The organism is Rhodococcus sp. 077-4 (assembly GCF_047782425.1).
In the GTDB taxonomy this organism is placed as follows: domain Bacteria; phylum Actinomycetota; class Actinomycetes; order Mycobacteriales; family Mycobacteriaceae; genus Rhodococcoides.
The window spans coordinates 928,792-947,569 of the sequence record NZ_JAJPWC010000001.1; the positions used below are offsets into that span (position 1 = coordinate 928,792).

Consider the following 18,778-nt stretch of genomic DNA (forward strand, 5'->3'; position numbering starts at 1 on the left):
ATGTTCTCCAATTCCCCTCGAACATTCGTCGCCGACGCCCTCCGCGGCTTCGTCGCGTCCACCGACGACATCGCCTGGCATTCCGACCCCGGATTCCTGACCCGCCGCTATCGGATATCCGACGGCCAGGTCGCCCTGCTGTCCGGTGGGGGATCGGGCCACGAACCACTGCACGCCGGGTTCATCGGCCGCGGCATGCTCACCGGCGCGTGCCCCGGCCTGGTGTTCACCTCACCCAACGCCCTCCAGGTGCACGAGGCATCCAAGGCCGTGGACTCCGGCGGCGGCGTGCTGCACATCGTCAAGAACTACACCGGCGACGTGATGAACTTCAGGATTGCCCGAGAGCTGTTGCAGGAGGACGGTATTGCGGCCGACGTCGTTCTCGTCGACGACGACGTGGCCAGTGAGAGCGAGGACGGACCGGGCCGACGGGGCACCGCAGCGACCATCGTCGTCGAAAAGGTATGCGGCGCAGCGGCAGAACGTGGTGACAGTCTGCAGGCGGTGGTCGCGCTGGGGCGTCGGACAGCGGAGAACTCACGCAGTATGGCCGTGGCCCTGCACCCGCCGACCCTGCCGGGTGCAAGCGAACCGTCGTTCGACTTGCCGTCCGGTGAGATGGAATTCGGCATCGGCATCCACGGAGAACGTGGCACCGACCGCGTACCCGGACTGCCCGCTCAGGAGATCGTCGCGAAACTGACCGATCCCATCGTGGACTCGCTCGGATTGGCCTCGGGCGAATCGGTGATCGCGGTGGTCAACGGGCTCGGGGCAACGCACCCGCTGGAGTTGCACCTGCTGTTCGGCGAACTCTCGGAATACCTGCACGGCAAAGGGATCGAGATCTCTCGCTCCCTCGTCGGCAGTTTCGTCACGGCGCTCGACATGGGCGGCGCGTCGATCACCCTCGTTCGCGCAGACGACGAACTGCTCGAACTCTGGGACGCACCTACCGACGCACCCGGTTGGCCCAACGTGCAGAGTCGTGGCGCGAAACCGGTGGGCCAGCGCGGCGGATTCGGACCGTCGTTCGAGCCATCCGACACCGGCGAGGTGTCGGCGTTCGTCTCGGAATGGATCGGGGCGTGGGCGAAGCGCGTACTCGACGAGGAGCCGGCACTGACCGAGCTGGACCGCAAGGCAGGCGACGGCGATTTCGGAACCAACATGATGGCCGCACTCGAGCAGCTCGATCTGGACGCTGTGAAGCAAAACTACTCGGCAGCAACGGTATTCGAGGCCGTGAGTGAGGCGTACCTGGGCCACGCCGGCGGTACCTCCGGCGCACTGTTCGGAATCTGGTTCCGCCAGTTCTACCGGACGATGTTGGACTCCGAGCCGGATCTCGCGGCTGTCGGACAGGCCGCCCGGGCCGGGCTCGACAGCATCACCGAACTCGGCGGCGCGCGCGTGGGCGACAAGACGATGGTCGACGCCATCGCCCCGGCCGTCGAGGCACTCGAGAAGGACGGCGGCACCCTGCAAGACGCCGCCGACGCCGCGAAGACCGGAGCCGAATCGACGGAGGACATGACCGCCAATCGGGGGCGCGCCAGCTACGTCGGTGAGGCCGCGCGAGGCGTCGTCGATCCCGGTGCACTGGTCATGGCCTGGTTCTTCGAGGCAGCAGCAAGTTCTATCCGAGAGAACTGAGAAAGACCTCCGCGATCGCTTCGAGGCCGGCCTGATCGTCGGCGTCGAAGCGGTTCGGCACGGGGCTGTCCAGGTCGAACACGCCGATCAGGGTGTCGCCCTGGTACAGCGGTACGACGACCTCGGAGCGAGTGTTGGCATCGCATGCGATGTGGCCGGGGAAGGCGTGAACGTCGGCGACGCGTTGAGTCTCACGAGTGGTCGCGGCCGCGCCACAGACACCCTTGCTCAGGGCGATCCGGACGCATGCCGGCTGCCCCTGAAACGGGCCGACTACCAGTTCGGTGCCGTCATACAAGTAGAAACCGACCCAATTGACCTCGGGCAGAGCGTGATACACCAGCGCAGAAAGATTGGCGGCGTTGGCGACGAGATTCGATTCCTCGAACACCAGGCCGCGGGCCTGCTCGGTGAGCTGCTGATACTGCTCTACTTTGGAACCGTTGAGTTCGGTTGCGATGAAGGACATACGCCGAGTCTAAGCGCGCATCCCAGCACCACCAGATACGCCGACATTCCGCCCACCTGGACCCGCTGGGCAACACCGAGGCCGTGATCGCCGGGAAGATTGTCGGCGATCAACAGCCACGCCGTGGCCAGCGTCGTGACGATCAGGACTGCCAGGCCCACCGTGCGCAGCAGAGGGTAGAGCCGGTATCGGAATGCGGCCAACGTGAACGCAATCATGACGGTGAAGATCGCGAACACCGCGATGGTGCTGGTCAGGGCATGTAGATGGTGGAGTTGGGGGAACAGTCCGCTCGGCTCGATCGGGCAACTCGGATCGTCGGCCGCCACGCACTCGAGGGGGAGTTTCGCGTCGGCGATGGTCGCGATACCGAAGATGCCCGACGCCACCCAGCCGGTGACGACAAGCCGTCGGCGTGGGGTTGCCAGAAAGCCGAGGACCGAGGCGAGAATCATCAGCGAGCCCGTGACGACGTCTGCGGTGGAGAAGAATTCGCGGTACGGCTGATCGCGGGCGTCGAGTTCGCTCAGAAACGATGTGGCCGGGTCGAGACCGGTGTCGAGAAAGAACTCGGCCACCCACGCGGAGTACAGCGCTCCGGCGAGGATCAAGCAGACCGCCACGACCACACGGCGGATGTCCACACCTTCAGTTCTCGAACGCACCGACCAAGGCTAGCCAGTCAGTACGTCGGCAGCTGCCACCGCCAGTGCGGCCGCGGAGTCGCAGTCGTCCATCATGGCGGACACCGTGGGAACCGTGCGTGCGTAGCGTGCAGCAGAGTCGTCCTTCTCGGGCATGCCGAGCACAGGGTTGCCCACCACGATGTCCGCGAGGCACGACGAATCCAGGTCGCGTGTCTCGACGGAATAACCGCCTTGTCGGACGGTCTCGCGGTCTGTCGAATCCACGTCGCCGTCGACGTAGGTCAGCGCGACGTCGAGCATGGCGAAGTTGTCCTCGAACGCGGCCGAGGACACGGTGAAGTTGCAGCGGTACGGATCTGCTGCAGGACTCCACCGGTCCACCGTCCACGTTTCGGGCAAGCGCCCCAGCACGGCGCACGGATCTTTCGCGGCGAGTGGGAGGTCGTACTTCGAACCGGCTCGCAGAGGTGGATCGTCCAGTAGTCGCAGTGCGGTCTCGGCGACGGATTTCGCAGCGGTGCACGCGTCGCCGTCGGCGCGATACACGTCGATCATGGCGTAGCTGCGGCCCGACTCGGTATGGAAGCTTTCCATCGGCCCTTCGATGGCACCGTCGAACTTCTCACGCAGCGGAAACGTGATGCGGCACAGATCGCCTGACGAATCGTTGACGTACACCTGCACGCCACCGATCGTGACCTGCTCGACGTCGGAGTCCTCGGCCAACGGCTGATAGCTGTCCAGATCGATCGTGACGGAGTCGGGGGCGCTCGATCGCCCAGTGGCCAGCTCGGCTGTGCACTGACTCAACTCACCGTCCGGTCGCAACTGAACCAGAGTGCCCAAGGCGGCAAGGTCGTCCTCGGTGAGAAACCCGCAAGGATCGAGGCTGCGGACAAAGGCCGCCGACTCCGACAAGTACTGATCCACCTCGGACATCTCGAACCCGTACCGGTTCTGCGATGCGGGGGATGCGTTGCCGAGCACCACCGCCGCGCAGCCACTCGTCGATACCGTCAGTGCCAGCGCCGTTGCAGCAAGCAGCCAATTTCTACGCAGCGTCATTCGTCCCCCGTACTCGAATCAACCGATCATGGGGTTGGACGCGCGGGGAGTGCCGGAGGTTTCACTCCGCCGAAAGTTCGTTCTCGACGCGGTCGGCGGCGACGGTGGGGTCCTCGTGTTCCCAGATGCGGACCACGCGCCAGCCCTGCTCGAGAAGCTTCTCGTCCGTGTCGCGATCGCGGGCGACGTTCGCGGCCAGCTTGTCGGCCCACCACTGTGCGTTGTTGCGGGGTTTGGTCGCGTGCACCGGGCAACTGTGCCAGAAGCAGCCGTCGACGTAGACCGCGACCTTGCGCCTGGGGAAGACCAGATCTGCCCGACGCCTCATGCCCTTCAACGGTGCGCGATCGACGAAATATCGCAGGCCCCGACGGTGCAGTGCCCGCCTCAGCGCCACTTCTGGCTTGGTGTCGCGTCGTTTCTGCTTGCTCAGTCGCGCACTGGTCTTGGCGTCGGTGCCGGGCCGGTCTGCGCTCACACCGGAACTCGCTCGGCGTACCCGCCCATGCGCTCGAGGTGCGCGTCGAGGTCGTCGAGAAAGCCTGGTGCGAACCGCAAGTTGCCGGCTCGGGCGCGCTTGAGGAATCCGGCCGTCGCCCGCGCCGAGAGCAGCTTCGAGTCGTCCAGGAAATTGATCAGGTCCTCGTAAGGCTCGTGCACCGGCATGGTCGAGACGGCAACACGGTAGCTACTGCGATCGCGCCCCCACGCGGCGGTCGGCCAGGCTTGACCAGGCAACAGAGCTACATCGTTCGAGGCGTCGTACGGCCGGGGATCGTCGAGCGCGCTCGCTGCCCACGCCGCCATCCGCACACTGACGGCATTGCCGACGAGCTTCCACCTGTGACCGCTGCGAACGCCGGCTTGCTGCACGGACGGCAACGTCCACTCCGGATCGAAGCCCTGCAGACGCTCAGCACCGATGATGCCGGGAGTGACGATCTCCCCGGACGGTAGGCGAACGGCCGGGGGACTGGCGATGCCGAGGGAGGATCCGCCCTTGAGCGTCGGGACAGCATTGACCGCCCAGCCCAGACCGCGAATGCCCTCGGTCCAGTAGAAGCCGCACGGCTGCGTGGTCGGGTCGCCGTCGGGCAACGGGCCTGCATCCTGCGAGAACAGCACCTCCCGCGGATCGTCGGTGCGCGAGGCCAGCATCACCACACGCTGGCGACGCTGCGGTAAACCGAACGCCCGGGCGTCGACGACGCGGTAGGCCCACATGTAGCCGAGGTCTTCGAGTGCGTCGGTGATGTGGCGCATGGCGGCCCCGCGTCCGAGCTGCAGCATGAACGGCACGTTCTCCATCAGCAGCCATCGCGGACCACGTCGACGCGAGACCAGCCGAAACACCTCATCCACCAAACCGGAACGGGCACCGGTGATGCCCGCGGTACGTCCGGCCTGGGAGAGGTCCTGACACGGGAAGCCGGCTGCGACGAGTTCGGTGTCGGCGGGGAGGCTTCGGAGGGTGGTGACGTCGGTGTGCAGGGGTGTCTCGGGCATCCGCGCTCGCAGGACGGCCTGGGCTCCCGGGTCGATTTCGCACAGCAACTGCGTCGTCCACCCCGCGTCGGCCAACCCCAGCTCGAGACCACCGATCCCCGCGAACAACCCGACCATCGACCGTGCGCTCACGTGTGCCCTTCTCTCGCCCGACGGTCCTACGTTACTCGAGAGTCGGTGCGCTTGACCTCGACCAGGCTCGAGCTTTCACACTGGAATGCGAGGGCCGAAAAATCGGTTGGAATCAGCGGCTGTGTGGTGAAACCATGCGAACACAGCAATAAGGAGAAGAACCTGTGTCTACGGGTGTGCTCGATCCCGAAACCCGAACCCTCGATCAGTCATATCCGGACGCTCCGAAGGCGCCCAGCTCACTGCGTCGTTTCGCGCCGTTTCTGCTGCCGTACAAGTGGTTCTACATCGCCTCGATCGTGGTCTCGCTGATCGCCACCATGACCGGCCTGGTGATTCCGCTGGTGATGCAACGCGTCATCGACGGCCCCATCACCGACCGCGATTTCTCTGCAGTGTGGTGGCCCGCGGCATTCGTCCTGTTGCTCGGCACCGTCGATGCGCTCGGAATCTGGGTTCGGCGCTACCTGGTCTCCCGTCCGTCGAGTCAATTCGAGATATCGGCGCGCGCAACGGTATTCGACAAGTTGCAGCGATTGTCGGTCTCGGCTCACGAGAGCTGGGAATCGGGTCAGCTGCTCTCGCGGGCCATTGCAGACCTCGGTTCGCTGCGACGGTTCATGGCCTTCATCGGACCGTTCATCATCATCAACGCCGTCACACTCGTCGTGGGTATCGGTGTATTGCTGGTGCAGTCCTGGCAATTGGGGCTGATCATGCTGGTGACGTCGATCCCGCTGGTGATCGCGTGTACCAGGTTCGAGACGCTGTATCGCGTCGTGGCCCGCGATGCTCAGGATCAGGCGGGCGACGTCACGACGACGGTCGAGGAATCCATCCAGGGCATCCGTGTGCTGAAAGCGTTCGGCCGAAGTGCGCACTTGGGCAAGCAGTTTCTGCGTCAGGCCCGCACGTTGCGCGGCACCGAGCTGAAGAAGGTGCGCTATCTCGCGATCATCTGGGCGGTGATCGTCGGATTGCAGCCGATCACCATCGGCGCGATCCTGGCGGTGGGTACGTACTCGATCGTGCAGGGCACCATGACGGTCGGCACGCTCGTCGCGGCCATCGCCATCGTCACCTTTCTGTTGTGGCCGATCGAATCCTTCGGTTACCTACTGGCAGAGCTGAACAACGCACGCACGGCAGCGGACCGGTACTGGGAGATCATGGATACTCCTGAAACCGTGACCGACCCGGACGATCCCGTCGAATTGCCCGAAAAAATCCGTGGCCGAGTGCAATTCGATCGCGTCGGATTCACCTTTCCCGACGCGTCCTCGCCGCTTCTGACCGGCGTCAGCTTCGTGATCGAGCCGGGGGAGACGGTCGCGCTCGTCGGCAACACCGGTAGCGGAAAGACCGCGCTGACGAACCTCGTACCCCGTCTGTTCGACGCCACCGAGGGCTCCATCACCATCGACGGTATCGACGTGGCCTCGATGCGGTTGGCGGATCTGCGCTCGATCGTCTCGGTGGCGTTCGAGGATCCGGTGCTGTTCTCGGCCAGTGCGCGCGAGAACATCGCGCTCGGTTCGCCCGGCGCGTCCGATGCCGAGATCGCCGAGGCGTTGGAGATCGCGCACGCAACGGATTTCGTCGAGCAGTTGCCGTGGGGTCTGGCCACCCGAATCGGTGAGCAGGGGATGAGTTTGTCCGGCGGGCAACGGCAGCGGCTCGCTCTGGCACGGGCGGTGCTGGGCAAGCCGCGGGTGCTGGTGCTCGACGATCCACTCTCTGCACTCGACGTGGACACCGAGGCAAAAGTGCAGAAGGAACTGCGGCGTGTGTTGGCGCACTCGACGACAGTGCTGGTGGCGCACCGGCCGTCGACCGCTGCGTTGGCCGACCGCGTGCTGTATCTCGAGAACGGAAGAATTGTGGAACAGGGAACGCACGAGGGACTGCTGGCGTCATCGCCGCGGTACCGCGAGGTGATGGGATCGGTTCATGGCTGAGCAGACCGCAGCTGCAGATTGGCGCGGCGTCGGCGGCGAGGAATCGGAGGTCGACGCCACCGGAAACCTGGTGTTGGCCGGGCGTTCTCGTCGGTTGCTCGTCTCGCTGGTACGGCCGTACAAGAAGCAGGCCCTGCTGTCTTTTCTGATCATTCTGGTCGACAACATCACCTACGTGGCGGGTCCGTTGTTCATCGCCTACGCCCTGGACAACGGCGTCGGCGCTGCGGGACAGGGTGATTGGGGTCCGCTGCTGTGGGCGGTGGGCGGCTACACCGGCTTCGGTCTGCTCGGGATGATCACCACCTATGCGTTCCTCACCGTCTCCGGTCGGCTGAGCCAGAACATCCTGTACGACCTCCGCGGACGGGTGTTCGACCATGCCCAGAAACTGAGTCTGTCGTTCCACGAGAAATACACCTCGGGGCGGTTGATCTCACGACTGACCAGCGATGTCGAATCGCTGCAGACCCTGCTCGAGAGCGCACTCAACGATGCGCTGACGGCCATCCTGTCGATGGTGTCGATCGCGATCATCCTGGTGTACCTCGACGTTCCGATGGCGATTATCGTGCTGGCCGGCTTCGTCCCGCTGGTGCTCGTCACCCGGTGGTCGCAGCGGCGACAACGCCAGGGATACCGTCGAACACGGGTCGCGATTGCGCGCGTCGTGGTCCATTTCGTGGAGTCGATGGGCGGCATCCGTGCCGTGCAGGTGTTCCGACGCGAGGGCCGCAACGACGCCATTCTGAGCACCGAGGATTCGGAGTATCGCGACGCCACCACCGCAGCGCTGCGCGGCATGGCGAGCTACACCGGCATCGTGCGGTGGATCGGCAACGTCACGCTCGCGATCATCCTGGTGTTCGGTAGCTGGGGAGTGATCAACGGCCACATGGACATCGGTGTACTCGCGGCCTACGTACTGTATCTGCGTCGGTTCTACGGGCCGCTCGACGAGCTGGCGATGGTGTTCAACGCCTACCAGTCCGCAGCGGCTGCGCTGGAGAAGATTTCCGGTGTGCTCGAGGAGGAGCCATCGGTGACGGCGGCGACGAACCCGGTGAAGATCGGAACGGCCAAGGGCGACATCACGTTCGACGACGTGCACTTCTCCTACGGCCCCGAACGCGTCGTGCTGCCGGAATTCTCGCTGCACGTGCCTGCGGGGCAGGTGGTCGCGATGGTCGGAGCGACCGGGGCAGGCAAGTCGACACTGGCAAAGCTGTTGGCGCGCTTCTACGATCCGACGGCCGGAGCTGTACGACTCGACGGCGTCGACATGCGGGAGATCAGCGACGAGGACCTGCGCCGCAACGTCGTCATGGTGACGCAGGAGTCGTTCCTGTTCTCCGGATCGGTGGCAGACAACATCCGACTCGGACGCCCCGACGCGACCGATGCCGAGGTGCGGGCAGCCGCGGAGGCGGTGGGACTGACGGAGTTCATCGCGTCGCTACCGGAGGGAATCGACACCGACGTGCGCAAGCGTGGTGGTCGATTGTCCTCGGGCCAAAGGCAATTGGTGGCCTTCGCGCGGGTGTTCCTCGCCGAGCCGTCGGTGATCGTGCTGGACGAGGCGACGTCGAGTCTGGACATCCCCAGTGAGCGGCTCGTTCAGCGTGCACTCGAGACCATCCTGCAGGGACGTACGGCGCTCATCATCGCGCACCGTCTCTCGACGGTGGCCATCGCAGATCGGGTGCTCGTCATGTCCGACGGCGACATCGTCGAAGACGGAACCCCCGAGGACCTCATTGCGGGAGAGGGACGGTTTGCACACCTGCACGAGGCGTGGGAGGACTCGCTCGTCTAATTCCAGGGCGTGATGGGCGGTTTGACCCACATAATCTTCTCGTCGGCGTGCTGGGGCGTCGCACCGTCGTGGTCGGGGTGCTCGGCTGCCCAGGCAGATTTTCGGTCGAGCAACTCGGCCACGATGGTCCACGTCTCCATCGTGCTCGGCGGGTGCAGGTCGGCGGCACGAGCCAGCTTCCTGCGGACGGCGTCGGTGAGATCGAGCAATTCGGCACCGGTGATGCCGCGATCCCACACGTAGCGCGCCAGAGCTTTCGCCTTGTCCTGTCGGCTCTTCGCTGCCTGCTCGGAGTGCGCGAAATCGAACTGCCCGCCGCCTGCGTTCTCTGTCGTCACGGGGATCACCTTAGTAATGGGCGGTAAAAGTTGCGTCCGCTTGTTCTTCGGGGGGCTTCGTCGCATACCGTAGGCGGGTGATCACTCAAGCATCGGGTGCAGAGCATGCCTCCGTCCCCGCGACCGGCTCCACCGACGCGAAAACCTGGCCCTCGATCCTGACGTGGCGAGCACACGATGTTCCGCGCATGGAATCCGTGCGCGTGCAGCTCTCGGGCAATCGCATCAAGGCTGCCGGCCGCATCATCGGTGCTGCGTGCAGCGATCATCCCGCCTTCAGTGCGTCCTACGACCTGGTGACCGATGAATACGGCGTCACCAAGCGCCTCTCGGTGCGGACCTCGCTCGCTTCCGGTGATCGGCAGGCGTCCGTGAGCCGCGACGACGAGGGCTACTGGATGGTGGAGAACAGTGCCAGCCACCAGCGTTCGACCTACAGCGGCGCACTCGACGTCGACATGGTGCTCAGCCCGTTCTTCAACACTCTGCCGATCCGTCGATTCGGTCTGCACACCCAGGTGCAGGACCTCGAGGTGCCGACTGTGTACGTCAACCTGCTCGATCTCAGCATCCAAGCGGCCACGCTGACCTACAGCAGCGGTTCCGAGGGCATCCACGTCATTTCGCCGGTGTCGACGTCGTCGGTCACGGTCGATGCCGACGGCTTCGTCCTCGACTACCCGGGACTGGCCGAACGGATCTGACGCACGACGCCACCGCGCCGACCCGCGTCCTGCAGTTTTACGCGCCATCCCGGCTCGCCGGGGGTGACGTCGTCGATCTCGAAGCGCTGGTGCTGCTCGTACTGCAGGCGCGCTGCATGTCCGGCGTCGACCAGCGTTTTCGTGGAATTTTCGTCCAGTTCCTCGCGTGCGGCTGTCAGTGCGGTCAGTGCCTCGTCCAGCGCGGTTCGCAGAGCGGTGGCGTTTCCCTCGGTCATTGCCCGGACGAGATTCGGCGACGACGACGCCACCCGCGTCCCGTCGCGAAACGAACCCGCCGCCAGTCCCAACGCCAGTGGTCCGCCTGTCGCTCCCACGATTGCCAGGGCCTCGGCCAGCAGATGCGGTAGGTGGGAAATGCGGGCGACGGCGCGATCGTGCTCGACGCTCTCGGCCGGCACCACCACCGAACCGCAGTCAAGGGCGAGCTGGGCGACCCTGACCCACACGTCGGCGTCGACACCGGGGTCCGTTGCCACCACCCACACCGCGTCGGTGAAGAGGGTCGGATCGGTGGCAGACCAGCCCGACTGGTTGGTGCCGGCCATCGGATGGCCGCCGACATAGCGGGCCTGTAGTCCGCGGGCGGCCACGGCGGTGGCAACCTCGGCTTTGACGCTGACGACATCGGTGATGGGAGCTGCGGGTGCATGCTCGGCGATTGCCGCCAGAACGGAGTCGACAGCAGGCATCGGAACCGCGATGACGATCAACGCGTCTTGCGCTGCCGCCCTGGTCAGCGCAGCTGTCAGGTCGGTGCCCACGTCATACCCATCGGCCACCGCCCCGGCGATCGCGTCGGCCGATCGGTTCCATCCCCACACCTGACGGCCGCCGTCGTGCGCCGCGCGCAGGATCGACCCGCCGATCAGTCCGAGACCCAGAACGCACACCGAAGAAGAAGTCACCCGATCAGATTGGCACAGGTAGGTGGCGTCGACGGGAGGTGGACTTCGAATACAGGCCCATACCGGACTACCGTTGCGCGCATGGCCGCACAGCGCGCGAACAACAACCGCGCATCCGCATCGGAGTACGACGACCTAGAGGGATTCGGCGTTGCAGTTGTCCGAGAGGACGGCAAGTGGACCGTGACGCCGCTGTCCGACGACGCACTGACCAGCCTGTCGGCGGCAGAGACCGAACTGCGTGAACTGCGAAGCTCGGGAGCGGTGTTCGGACTGCTCGACGTCGACGAGGAATTCTTCGTCATCCTGCGTCCGGCACCGAACGGCACTCGTCTGCTGCTGTCCGACGCGGTTGCCGCAGTGGACTACGACATCGCCGCGGACGTCCTCGATGCGCTCAACATCGAGATTCCCGACGTCGACCCCGACGAACTCGACGACATCGAACCCTACGAAGAAGGCGACCTCGCACTGCTCGCCGACCTCGGCCTCCCCGAGGCAGTGCTGGGCATCATCGTCGCCGAGACCGACGACTACCCCGACGAGCAGCTCCAGTCCATCGCCGAACGCCTGGGCTTCGACAGCGAGTTCGCCGCAGCAGTGGACAAGCTGCGGCGGTAACCGATGCCGATGTCCGACGCGGACATGATCCGAGCAGCCCTGTCGGCTGCCGCTGAAGCATCGGACGCCGACGTCCCCGTCGGAGCCGTCGTGTTCGACGCCTCAGGACGTGAGATCGCCCGGGGGTGCAATGCACGGGAGGCGTCGGGCGACCCCACCGCACATGCGGAAGTGATCGCGTTGCGTCGAGCAGCCGCCGTGCACGGCGATGGCTGGCGGCTAGAGGACTGCACGCTGGCTGTCACGTTGGAACCCTGCACGATGTGCGCCGGAGCGCTGGTCCTGGCCCGCGTCGGAGCTGTGGTGTTCGGTGCCTGGGAACCGAAGACCGGTGCCGTCGGCTCGCTCTGGGACGTGGTGCGAGACCGACGTCTGACACACCGGCCTCAGGTGCGCGGCGGTGTGCTGGAGGCCGAATGCGCCGAGGTGCTGACTCGGTTCTTCGCTCGCCAAAGATAACGATCGCGTTTCGAGGTGAGGGGTGAGGTAGCCGGGTCACTGCGTTTTCGGGAGTGTGGAGGACGGGGTGCAAAGACGCGCTCCAACCTCTGCGAAGGAGACAGCTATGGGACTCGACGACAAGATCTCGAACAAGACCGAAGACCTCGGCGGCAAGGCCAAGGAAGCCGCAGGTTCGGTCACCGGAAACAAGGACCTCGAAGCAGAAGGCAAGGGCGACCAGGCCTCGGCCGCAATCAAGGACGGCGTCGAGAAGGTCAAGGACGCAGCCTCGAACATCAAGGACAAGCTCACCGGGCACTAGTTTTACGCGCTGAGCAGGCGATTTAGCCTCAGGCCGTCATTCCGGTACAGTCTTCTGCGGTGGCGTGTCCGAGCGGCCTAAGGAGCACGCCTCGAAAGCGTGTGACGGGTAATCCCCGTCCGAGGGTTCAAATCCCTCCGCCACCGCCACAACTCCCCACCTGTTCACGCAGGTGGGGAGTTTTTTGTGGGCCCGGGGTCTTCGCAAACGCGCGCGCATTCGTCAGACGCGTCCGAATTCGCCACCGATCCGGGCACTACTCCGCGCGCACCTGGCAAACGCGCGCGCGTTTGCGGGATCACCGGGCGGGATCAGTGGGCGGGATCAGTGGGCGGAACCATCGGGCGGGGTGACCGGGCGGAAGTGGGCGCGGGCAGGAGTGCGCGGGTCGACGGGCGTCAAGTTCGGGGTTGCCGTGCTCCTCGGCCCAGGAGCTATCGCAAACGCGCGCGCATTCGTCAGACGCGTCCGGATTCGCCACCGATCGCGGGTCTATTCTGCGCGCGTGTGGCAAACGCGCGCGCGTTTGCGGGATCACCGAGCCCGGGCACCCGAACGAGTGCGGAGAGACTCAGAAGCTCAGCACTGCCCCGCACCCGCAGCGTCGAGTCCACGCAGAATTTCGCCCTGATCAGCAGGCGGCACGGTGTTCCAGCTGGAGGCGGTGGTCATTTCGGTGCGCAGACCCTCGACGGACTTGGCGCGATCGGATATTCCGGTTTGCTCCAGCGCATCGATGGACGGCAGAAACTGGGTGCAGGTCTGCTGGTAGAGGTCTTCACCGGTGACGCCGGAGGTCGCCTCGCTCGGAGCAGCGGGATCAGCGGCGGGCGGTGCCTCGGCAACGTAAGGGTCGGCGGGCACGGGAGCGGGCGCAGGTGCGGGGGCATCGACCGTCGTTGTGGCAGGCATCGTCGTCGTAGCCGAAATCGTGGTGGTTGCGGCAGCTGTCGTGGACGCCGCCTCGGTAGACGGCTCGTCGCTGCATCCCGCCACCGAGATGGCCACGATCAGCCCGAGCAATCCGGTCGCGATTCTTCGGTTCATCGCAAATGTGTATCACCTGCGGCTCAGAGCAGGGTCTGCGCCCGTCCGGTGATGGTGCTCAGGGCCGTCGACCAGGCGAGATCTTTCGGGTCGAGAAACGCACCGTGTCCGGCTCCTGGCAGCACGACGAGTTCGGGATCGGTACTGCCTGCCTTCTTCGCTGCGTCGACGTAGACGCGGCTCTGGTTCACCGAGACGGTTCGATCGGCATCACCGTGCAGCGCGGTCAGCGGAATGTCGAGGGGAAGGTACTCGATGGGAGAGGCGATCTCGTACCGCCCTGGCACCTCGTTGGGCATGCCGCCCAGGAATGCGGGCACGAATTTGTCTCCACCGATGTCGGCCGCTCGCTTCATGTCGAAAACGCCGGCCATGATGGTGGCGCTGCGCGGACGGATTCGCGGTTCCGCTCCTGGTGCGTCGACGGGCATGAGGTGTCGGGCCGCCACCCATGCGGCGAGTTGGCCGCCGGCCGAATGACCGGCGACGTGGACGCGGTCGAGGTCGAGCCTTCCGTCGGCTGCATTCTGTACGACGGTTGCCAGCGCCTCGGTGGCGTCGTCGACGTCGGAGAGGGTGTTGGCCCAATTGTTCGGTCCGCGACGGTATTCGACGTTCCACACGGCGATGCCCTGATCGGCGATGGCCGTCGACATCTGTTGGAAGTACGACAGGTCGAGGTCTTGCTGCCAGCCGCCGCCGTGAATCATCACCACCACCGGGAGCGAGTCGGCGGTGTTGTCGGGCAGATACAGGTCGCCGATGTTGTCCGGTTGGTACCCGTACTTCAGCCGGATGGGATCCCCGGCCGGGCCCGATACCGGTTGTACCGCAGCCGAATACGTCTCGGCGGTACTCGGTGAGGAATCGGTGTCGGCACCACTGCAGCCGACCAATGTGACCGTCAGCAGCCCGGAGAGGAAGTGACGACGATTCACGCGCTCCGAGCCGTCCAATCGAGCAGTTCGGCGAGCGGCCAGGTGTTGATCACACGCTCGGCGGGCACGCCGCGCGCTTCGGCGCGGACGGCGCCGTAGCCCTGCCAGTCGAGCTGGCCGGGCGCGTGTGCGTCGGTGTCGATGGAGAACAGGCAGTCGCGTTCGAGCGCGATGTCGATCAGGCGCTCCGGGGGATCCTGCCGCTCGGGCCGGGCGTTGATCTCCACGGCGGTGCCGAACTGGCGGCAGCCCTCGAACACCACCGGTGCATCGAACGTCGATTCGGGCCGGGTGCCGCGTCCACCCTCGACGAGTCGGCCGGTGCAGTGGCCGAGGACGTCGACATGCGGGTTGGCGATGGCGGTCACCATGCGTTTGGTCATGGTCTTGGAGTCGGCGCGCAGATTGGAATGCACGCTCGCCACCACTACGTCGAGCTCGGCGAGCAGGCCCTCGTCCTGGTCGAGAGATCCGTCGTCGAGGATGTCGACTTCGATTCCGGTGAGGATGCGGAACGGTGCGAGCCGCTCGTTCAATTCGGCAATGACGTCGAGCTGCGTGCGCAGGCGCTCGGCCGTGAGGCCGTTGGCGACCTTGAGCCGCGGCGAATGGTCTGTCAGGGCGCAATATCGGTGACCGAGCCTCGCGGCGGTGCGCATCATCTCCTCGATGGGGCTGCCGCCGTCGGACCAGTTGGAATGGGTGTGGAGGTCGCCCTGCAATGCCGCGCGCAGCTGGTTGTTGCCGATGGGTTCGGCCGCGTTGCGCTGCTCGAGCAGGTAGTCGGGAACGTCCTGAGTCAGCGCTTGACGAATGATGAGCGAGGTCTTGGCACCGATACCGGCCAGTGAGGACCAGCTGTCTGCCTTCTCGTGCTCGGAGCGTTGTGCAGGCGTGAGAGATTCGACCACGTCGGCTGCCCGACGGTATGCCTTGACGCGGTGGGTGTCCGAGCGCGAGCGTTCGAGCCAGAAGCCGATCTCACGAAGTGCGTCCACCGGATCCATACGCTTCATTGTGCCCGGTGACACCGACACTTGTTCACAGGGCAAACGGACAAAACTCTCAGCGATTTACCAGCTCGCTCACTCCCCATCGGCTTGAAGCTGCAACTATCATCGGCAGTCATGACCAAGAAATGGTGGATCGTAGGAGTAGTTGTCGTCGCCGTAGTGGCGCTCGGGCTGTACTTCGGCCCCAAGATCTATGCATCGTTGCAGGAAGATGACGCCCCGGCCGCGACGGTTTCGACGTCCGACGCTCAGGCTGCAACGACCGAAGATTTGAACGGAACCTGGACGGTGACCCCCGGCGACGCGTCGAACAAGACCGCAGCGGGTTACACCGTCGACGAGGTTCTCAACGGTTCCGACGTGACCGTCGTCGGGTCGACGGCCGAGGTGGGCGGCACCGTCACCATCGCCGACAACTCGCTCACGGCCGGTGAGGTTGTGGTGCAGACCAATTCGATCACCACCGACAGCGATCGGCGGGACGGACAGTTCCGCGGCAACATCTTCGACACCGCAACGTATCCGACGGCGACGTTCACGATCGACTCGCCGATCGACCTGTCCTCGTTGCCCAAGGACGGCACCACCGAAACCGTCACTGCCGAGGGCACTTTGACGCTCAAGGATCAGACGCGTCCGGTCTCGGTGCAGATGGAGGTGCTGCAGTCCGGTGACACGCTCATCGCGTCGGGCGCAGTTCCTACGACGTGGGCCGACTACGGAATCGAACCGCCGTCGCTGGGCTTCGTCACCGTGGAGGACTCGGGAACAGTCGACTTCCTGATCAATCTGAGTCGGCAGTAGCGCGTCCTCGCGGGGCCGCAGGCGTCCATCCCGGCGGTCCTACGAGGTATCCGACGCGTTCCTTCCACGACCGCGATGCCGCAACATCCCGAGCGATGTTGCGGTATTCGTGTGTCTGGAGGGTCCAGATGTTGAAGGTGTCCACGGGTTTGGTCAGGCCGTAGTGCGGACGTTCGACTTCCTCGGCGTAGCTGCCGAACAGGCGATCCCAGATGATGAGGATGCCGCCGTAGTTCTTGTCGAGGTACTGCGGATCGCGGCCGTGATGGACGCGATGATGCGAGGGCGTGTTGAAGACGAACTCGAACGGGCGCGGCAGGCGGTCGATGCGCTCGGTGTGCACCCAGAATTGATAGACGAGGTTGATCGAGAAGCCGACGAACACCATCCACGGCGGCATGCCCAGCAGGGGGAGTGGCAGCCACATGATGACCTCGCCGCTGTTGTTCCATTTCTGCCGTAGGGCCGCCGCGAAGTTGAAGTACTCGCTCGAATGATGAGCCTGATGCGTTGCCCAGATCAGTCGGGTTCGATGCGCGATGCGGTGATAGCCGTAGAACAGCACGTCGATGCCCAGGATCAGAATCACCCACGTGTACCAGGCGTCGGCAGGAAGATGCCACGGCGCAATGTAGGCGTAGACGGCCGTGTAACCGATCAGGGCCAAGGACTTCCACGCCGTGGTGGTCGCGATGGACACCAGGCCCATGCTCATACTGGCCCGCGCATCCTTGGCGGAGTAGCTACCGCGGTGCCCGTCCTCCAGCTTGGCGGCGGCGATCCACTCGATCGTCAGCAACAGCGCGAATGCGGGAATGGCCAGCGCCACGGGATCGCGCAGGGGTTCGGGCAGTGCGTTCCATGCCGAACCGATCCACTCGGTCATAGACCCTCCCAGCGTGACAATTAGAGATCGAGTGTAACGCTTCTTCGGGATCGAGAACGAGATGGTACGTCCGCGATGGAGTCGAATGCCGCGCCTCGACCTCCGCCCCGATCCGAACTTGATTCCAGGACCGCGGCTCGTACCGTGGAAGTGGCGCACCCGATAGCCGAGAGAGTGGAGTCGGACTTGTTGAAGAAAATTGCGACCACAGTGGGACAGGTGGGCGAGTCCGTGTTGGGCGTCGTCGGAATTCGGGTCGGCACCGAAGAACCGCCGCACACGAGCCGTCGACTGACCGATGCGGTGGAAATACGTCGTTACGAGCCGCGAATCGCGGCGCAGACCACGGTCGACGCCGATGAGGAGGAGGCGCGCCAGGAGGGTTTCCGACGCCTTGCCCGGTACATTTTCGGCGGAAACGGTGGCAAGCAGAAGGTCGCGATGACCGCTCCCGTCAGTCAGTCGCCGAAAGGCTCGCAGAAGGTTGCGATGACTGCACCGGTGTCGAGCACGCCCGGTAGCGACGGCTGGGTCGTCCGGTTCTTCATGCCGTCGAAGTGGACGATCGACACGCTGCCCACGCCCGACGACGACCGCGTGACGTTGACGTCTGTTCCGGCGGAGACCGTGGCCGTGCTGCGTTTCAGCGGTGGACGCGGCCGGGGCGACATCGAACCGCAGATGGCGAAGCTGACCGAAGCGCTGCGCGCCCACGACATAGAGATGCTGGGTGAGCCGATGACCTGGTTCTACGATCCTCCATGGACCTTGGCGCCGTTCCGTCGCAACGAGGTGGTCGTGGCGGTACCGGAAGGTTCCTGACCGTTGGTGATTCGATCTCGAACCGATGACGACCTTCGTGTGCTGCCCAGTGGGTTCTGCCTGATGGGCGAGGTGCCGTCGAGCATCGATATGTGCCGTCGAATGTTCGCTAATTCCCTAGTGTGATGGTAGGAATTGAGCGTGCACATCACGGCCAAAGCGGACTATGCGGTTCGGACGCTTGTCGAGCTCGCAGCGGTCGGTGGGCGCAGGCCCGCGAAAGCGGAAGCGTTGGCCACAGCGCAGGGCATTCCGCACAAGTTCCTCGAATCGGTGCTTTCGGATCTGCGTCGTGCCGATCTGGTGTGCAGTAGGCGGGGACCCGACGGCGGGTACTGGTTGGCGCGGGAGGCGTCGGACATCTCTGTTGCCGACGTGATCCGTGCCGTGGAGGGGCCTCTGGCGTCGGTGCGCGGGCAGCGGCCGGAGGATGCGGAGTATGCCGGTCCGGCCGAGCCGCTCACTCGGGTGTGGCTGGCGGTGCGCGTGAATCTGCGCGCGGTGCTCGAGGCCGTGTCGTTGGCCGACATCGTGGGGGACGATCTTCCGGACTTCGTCGGCGAGCTGATCAGCGAGCCGACAGCATGGGCGCGTCGGTGACCTGAGTCATATCTGCGCCAACGTGTGGCGAGATCGACAAAATTGCACATCACTGCAAACTTGC

At 65.0% G+C, this 18,778-nt stretch carries 21 protein-coding genes and 1 tRNA gene; 11 read left to right on the forward strand and 11 right to left on the reverse strand.

Features of this window, described 5'->3' with window-relative positions; genetic code table 11:
- Complete coding sequence (gene dhaL / locus ACNEOT_RS04535; RefSeq protein WP_415972482.1) at positions 1-1,659, forward strand: dihydroxyacetone kinase subunit DhaL; 1,659 nt, start codon at positions 1-3, stop codon at positions 1,657-1,659.
- Here dhaL and ACNEOT_RS04540 read toward each other — a convergent pair.
- The 5 genes from ACNEOT_RS04540 to ACNEOT_RS04560 form a co-directional block, all read right to left on the reverse strand.
- Positions 1,643-2,128: a GAF domain-containing protein gene (locus ACNEOT_RS04540; RefSeq protein WP_415972484.1), complete on the reverse strand. Its 486-nt coding sequence runs from the start codon at positions 2,126-2,128 to the stop codon at positions 1,643-1,645. The two genes, dhaL and ACNEOT_RS04540, sit on opposite strands and share 17 nt — an antisense overlap.
- Positions 2,089-2,793, reverse strand: a complete 705-nt coding sequence (locus ACNEOT_RS04545; RefSeq protein WP_415972485.1) for a DUF998 domain-containing protein — start codon at positions 2,791-2,793, stop codon at positions 2,089-2,091. The genes ACNEOT_RS04540 and ACNEOT_RS04545 overlap by 40 nt, the downstream gene beginning before the upstream one ends.
- Before the next feature lie 9 nt (positions 2,794-2,802).
- Positions 2,803-3,840: a hypothetical protein gene (locus tag ACNEOT_RS04550; RefSeq protein WP_415972486.1), complete on the reverse strand. Its 1,038-nt coding sequence runs from the start codon at positions 3,838-3,840 to the stop codon at positions 2,803-2,805.
- Positions 3,841-3,901: 61 nt separating this feature from the next.
- Entirely contained in the window at positions 3,902-4,318 is a 417-nt protein-coding gene (locus tag ACNEOT_RS04555) for a very short patch repair endonuclease (RefSeq protein ID WP_415972488.1), read from the reverse strand.
- Positions 4,315-5,463 carry a DNA cytosine methyltransferase gene (locus ACNEOT_RS04560; RefSeq protein WP_415973649.1) on the reverse strand — a complete coding sequence of 383 codons (1,149 nt, stop codon included), beginning with the start codon at positions 5,461-5,463 and terminating at the stop codon, positions 4,315-4,317. The genes ACNEOT_RS04555 and ACNEOT_RS04560 overlap by 4 nt, the downstream gene beginning before the upstream one ends.
- Before the next feature lie 179 nt (positions 5,464-5,642).
- Between ACNEOT_RS04560 and ACNEOT_RS04565 the strand changes: the two genes are divergently transcribed.
- Positions 5,643-7,436 carry an ABC transporter ATP-binding protein gene (locus ACNEOT_RS04565; RefSeq protein WP_415972490.1) on the forward strand — a complete coding sequence of 598 codons (1,794 nt, stop codon included), beginning with the start codon at positions 5,643-5,645 and terminating at the stop codon, positions 7,434-7,436.
- On the forward strand, positions 7,429-9,252 hold the full coding sequence (locus ACNEOT_RS04570) for an ABC transporter ATP-binding protein (protein WP_415972492.1): 1,824 nt from the start codon (positions 7,429-7,431) through the stop codon (positions 9,250-9,252). The genes ACNEOT_RS04565 and ACNEOT_RS04570 overlap by 8 nt, the downstream gene beginning before the upstream one ends.
- Here the strand turns inward: ACNEOT_RS04570 and ACNEOT_RS04575 are convergent.
- Positions 9,249-9,590, reverse strand: coding sequence for a hypothetical protein (locus ACNEOT_RS04575; protein ID WP_415972494.1), 342 nt, complete (start codon positions 9,588-9,590; stop codon positions 9,249-9,251). The two genes, ACNEOT_RS04570 and ACNEOT_RS04575, sit on opposite strands and share 4 nt — an antisense overlap.
- Before the next feature lie 188 nt (positions 9,591-9,778).
- On the opposite strand from ACNEOT_RS04575, the gene ACNEOT_RS04580 reads away from it, so the two are divergent.
- Positions 9,779-10,294, forward strand: a complete 516-nt coding sequence (locus ACNEOT_RS04580) for a putative glycolipid-binding domain-containing protein (RefSeq protein WP_415973650.1) — start codon at positions 9,779-9,781, stop codon at positions 10,292-10,294.
- On the opposite strand, the gene ACNEOT_RS04585 is transcribed toward ACNEOT_RS04580, so the two are convergent.
- The gene (locus ACNEOT_RS04585) at positions 10,267-11,238 is read right to left on the reverse strand and encodes a prephenate dehydrogenase (protein ID WP_415973651.1); all 972 of its coding nucleotides are present in this window, start codon (positions 11,236-11,238) and stop codon (positions 10,267-10,269) included. The genes ACNEOT_RS04580 and ACNEOT_RS04585 overlap by 28 nt on opposite strands.
- Before the next feature lie 63 nt (positions 11,239-11,301).
- Here ACNEOT_RS04585 and ACNEOT_RS04590 point away from each other — a divergent pair, with 63 nt between their 5' ends.
- From ACNEOT_RS04590 to ACNEOT_RS04605, 4 genes are all read left to right on the forward strand, one after another.
- Entirely contained in the window at positions 11,302-11,841 is a 540-nt protein-coding gene (locus tag ACNEOT_RS04590; protein ID WP_415972496.1) for a tRNA adenosine deaminase-associated protein, read from the forward strand.
- A 9-nt stretch (positions 11,842-11,850) separates the two neighbouring features.
- Positions 11,851-12,300, forward strand: a complete 450-nt coding sequence (locus ACNEOT_RS04595) for a nucleoside deaminase (protein WP_415972498.1) — start codon at positions 11,851-11,853, stop codon at positions 12,298-12,300.
- Between the two features lie 106 nt (positions 12,301-12,406).
- A complete protein-coding gene (locus tag ACNEOT_RS04600; protein WP_415972500.1) occupies positions 12,407-12,604 on the forward strand; it encodes a CsbD family protein in 198 nt (65 codons plus the stop codon).
- A 58-nt stretch (positions 12,605-12,662) separates the two neighbouring features.
- Positions 12,663-12,753, forward strand: a tRNA-Ser gene (locus tag ACNEOT_RS04605).
- Positions 12,754-13,183: 430 nt separating this feature from the next.
- On the opposite strand, the gene ACNEOT_RS04610 is transcribed toward ACNEOT_RS04605, so the two are convergent.
- From ACNEOT_RS04610 to ACNEOT_RS04620, 3 genes are read right to left on the reverse strand one after another with little or no spacing between them, the layout of a single operon-like run.
- Entirely contained in the window at positions 13,184-13,651 is a 468-nt protein-coding gene (locus ACNEOT_RS04610; protein ID WP_415972501.1) for a hypothetical protein, read from the reverse strand.
- Between the two features lie 23 nt (positions 13,652-13,674).
- A complete protein-coding gene (locus ACNEOT_RS04615; RefSeq protein ID WP_415972503.1) occupies positions 13,675-14,589 on the reverse strand; it encodes an alpha/beta hydrolase family protein in 915 nt (304 codons plus the stop codon).
- On the reverse strand, positions 14,586-15,596 hold the full coding sequence (locus tag ACNEOT_RS04620) for a PHP domain-containing protein (RefSeq protein ID WP_415972505.1): 1,011 nt from the start codon (positions 15,594-15,596) through the stop codon (positions 14,586-14,588). The genes ACNEOT_RS04615 and ACNEOT_RS04620 overlap by 4 nt, the downstream gene beginning before the upstream one ends.
- Before the next feature lie 120 nt (positions 15,597-15,716).
- On the opposite strand from ACNEOT_RS04620, the gene ACNEOT_RS04625 reads away from it, so the two are divergent.
- Positions 15,717-16,406 (forward strand): YceI family protein, encoded by a 690-nt coding sequence (locus tag ACNEOT_RS04625; RefSeq protein ID WP_415972507.1) that lies wholly within the window; start codon positions 15,717-15,719, stop codon positions 16,404-16,406.
- Here the strand turns inward: ACNEOT_RS04625 and ACNEOT_RS04630 are convergent.
- Positions 16,387-17,292: a sterol desaturase family protein gene (locus tag ACNEOT_RS04630; protein WP_415972509.1), complete on the reverse strand. Its 906-nt coding sequence runs from the start codon at positions 17,290-17,292 to the stop codon at positions 16,387-16,389. The genes ACNEOT_RS04625 and ACNEOT_RS04630 overlap by 20 nt on opposite strands.
- Positions 17,293-17,478: 186 nt before the next feature.
- On the opposite strand from ACNEOT_RS04630, the gene ACNEOT_RS04635 reads away from it, so the two are divergent.
- Both ACNEOT_RS04635 and ACNEOT_RS04640 read left to right on the forward strand, forming a co-directional pair.
- Positions 17,479-18,114 carry an SOUL family heme-binding protein gene (locus ACNEOT_RS04635; RefSeq protein WP_415972511.1) on the forward strand — a complete coding sequence of 212 codons (636 nt, stop codon included), beginning with the start codon at positions 17,479-17,481 and terminating at the stop codon, positions 18,112-18,114.
- A 141-nt stretch (positions 18,115-18,255) separates the two neighbouring features.
- Positions 18,256-18,714 carry an RrF2 family transcriptional regulator gene (locus ACNEOT_RS04640; protein ID WP_415972512.1) on the forward strand — a complete coding sequence of 153 codons (459 nt, stop codon included), beginning with the start codon at positions 18,256-18,258 and terminating at the stop codon, positions 18,712-18,714.
- Positions 18,715-18,778 lie beyond the last annotated feature (64 nt).